This window comes from Prevotella sp. MGM2, from assembly GCF_002933955.1.
Classification (GTDB): Bacteria; Bacteroidota; Bacteroidia; order Bacteroidales; family Bacteroidaceae; genus Alloprevotella.
The window spans coordinates 1-2,175 of sequence record NZ_BEWW01000262.1 but is presented as its reverse complement, the minus strand read 5'-3'; the positions used below and the strand labels follow the sequence as shown (position 1 = coordinate 2,175).

Here is a 2,175-nt window from a genome sequence, read left to right as displayed (position 1 = left end):
GGAAATAACCGGTTATCTGCCTAATGATGCTATTTTAGAGAGACATGCCTTACAAATTGCAGATTTTTTCGTATTTTTGCGCCAAATTATTAAAATTAAAAAATAGAACAAACATGAATGTAGCTATCGTTGGCGCCAGCGGTGCCGTGGGCCAGGAGTTTCTGCGCGTATTGGCCGAACGCGATTTCCCTATTGACAATCTGCTGCTCTTCGGTTCGAAGCGTAGTGCCGGAGCGACCTATGACTTTAAGGGGAAAACACATACGGTGCAGCTGCTCGAGCACGGCGATGCCTTCAAGGGCGTGGACATTGTTTTCACTTCGGCAGGAGCCGGTGTGTCGAAAGAATATGCTGAGGATATCACCCGCTACGGGGCTGTGATGATCGACAACTCGTCGGCTTTCCGCATGGACGAGGACGTACCTCTCGTGGTGCCGGAGTGCAACGCCGAAGACGCTCTGGTGCGGCCGCGCGGCGTGATTGCCAACCCCAACTGCACGACTATCATGATGGTGGTGGCGCTCAAGGCTTTCGAAAAACTGAGCCACATCAAGCGTGTGCACGTCAGTTCTTATCAGGCTGCCAGCGGTGCCGGACAGGCTGCCATGGACGAGCTTTACGAACAGTACCGTCAGGTGTTGGCAGGCGACCCTGTAACGGTGGAGAAGTTTGCCTATCAGCTGGCTTTCAATCTCATTCCGCAAATAGACGTGTTCCAGGAGAACGGTTACACCAAGGAGGAAATGAAAATGTTCAACGAGACGCAGAAGATCATGCACTCCGACATCGTGACTTCGGCTACCTGCGTGCGCGTGCCTTCGCTCCGCTCACATTCCGAGAGTGTGTGGATTGAGACGGAACGTCCCATTTCCGTAGAGGAAGCCCGCAAAGCCGTGAGTGAGGGCGAAGGGCTTGTGCTTATGGACAATCCGGCCGAAAAGGAATACCCCATGCCGCTTTTCCTCGCAGGCAAAGACCCTGTTTATGTGGGACGTATCCGTCAGGACCTGGCTAACCCCAACGGCCTTACCTTCTGGCTTGTCAGCGACCAGATACGCAAGGGAGCCGCACTCAATGCCGTTCAGATTGCCGAATATCTCATCAAGGTGGGTAATGTGAAATAATTGTGTCGCGGGCTGGCCGTCAGCAAACCGTGCCCGACGGACATGAGAAATGCCGCCCGGAGCCATTTGCTTCGGGCGGCATTCTTGTGGCACCGCTCACTGGTAGCGGCCGCTGCAAGCGGCGTGGCGGTTAGTCTTCATCAATTTTTAAATATTAAGGAAGCATGCAGAATTTACCGGTATACTTTGTCATTGCGGCCATTGTCGCTTTCCTCGACATTCTTCCGCTTTTTTATCAAGGCCGTCCAGGCCGTTACTGCCTTCATGTGTTTTTGCAGTATTTCTTTACGGGAATCGTCGTTTTCAGTATGGCTCTCCCGCAACTGCCCTGGTGGTCGCAGGGATCGGTCATAGCCTTGTGCCTGTTGTTGCCGACGCTGGTCGTTCCGATGGGGCGTGGCAGTTTCAGGTGGCACCATGCGGTGATCAATGCCGTGATAGTGGGAGTTGTTCTTTCTGTTGTCAAATATTTTCTTTCTGACATCGCCCGGTCGTTTACCTGAAACTGTGTTGACGGTAAGGACCTTGCGGCGAATATGCGGTTATTACGCAAGTACCGGATCTCCGGGGCAAACATGCCCATGAGATCCGGTACTTTTTTCTGATGCAGGCAGCTGGCCTTGCAGTTCAGGATTGTTCTGCCGTGAGGCGGGCTAAGGTTTCCGGCCATTGCGGTTCGGAAATCACAAACCCGTCATCGGCGAGTCGGCCGTAGGAGGCCGTTCCGATTACGCGGTCATATTCTTCGTCAAGTTGCCCTTCTTTGTAAAGAGCGTAAAAATAACGCCAGTGCCGGCCGCCGTGACGGCCTTTGTGCTGTTCAAGCTGCCGGCCTCCATTCACCATTTTCTCTATGAATTGCTTGCGCCCGCGTATGTTATAGTGGTAAACGACTACGGAAGAACGGCTTTCTAATTGGGGAAGCATCGTTACCTTGTGGTTGCCCATGGAAATTTGCAGGTAACCGGCTGTGCGGTGCATCACTTTTTTGTTTTGCCGCTCAAAAATGGAGTAAGGTGACAGTCCGTACGCCGCATAGTCTGTTACGGTA

The 2,175-nt window shown here is 52.7% G+C and carries 3 protein-coding genes and 1 pseudogene; 3 read left to right on the top strand and 1 reads right to left on the bottom strand.

Annotation, left to right across the window (positions count from 1 at the left end; translation table 11 throughout):
• The first annotated feature begins 113 nt into the window (after positions 1-113).
• The 3 genes from C5S62_RS06725 to C5S62_RS13265 are packed head-to-tail and all read left to right on the top strand — an operon-like array spanning position 114 to position 1,627.
• The gene (locus tag C5S62_RS06725; RefSeq protein WP_104404628.1) at positions 114-1,124 is read left to right on the top strand and encodes an aspartate-semialdehyde dehydrogenase; all 1,011 of its coding nucleotides are present in this window, start codon (positions 114-116) and stop codon (positions 1,122-1,124) included.
• A 2-nt stretch (positions 1,125-1,126) separates the two neighbouring features.
• Positions 1,127-1,258, top strand: coding sequence for a hypothetical protein (locus tag C5S62_RS14030; protein ID WP_255400146.1), 132 nt, complete (start codon positions 1,127-1,129; stop codon positions 1,256-1,258).
• Between the two features lie 30 nt (positions 1,259-1,288).
• Positions 1,289-1,627 carry a hypothetical protein gene (locus tag C5S62_RS13265; RefSeq protein ID WP_133159526.1) on the top strand — a complete coding sequence of 113 codons (339 nt, stop codon included), beginning with the start codon at positions 1,289-1,291 and terminating at the stop codon, positions 1,625-1,627.
• Positions 1,628-1,751: 124 nt separating this feature from the next.
• On the opposite strand, the pseudogene C5S62_RS06715 reads toward C5S62_RS13265, so the two are convergent.
• Positions 1,752-2,175: pseudogene (locus C5S62_RS06715) on the bottom strand (glycosyltransferase family 2 protein); the annotation flags it as partial.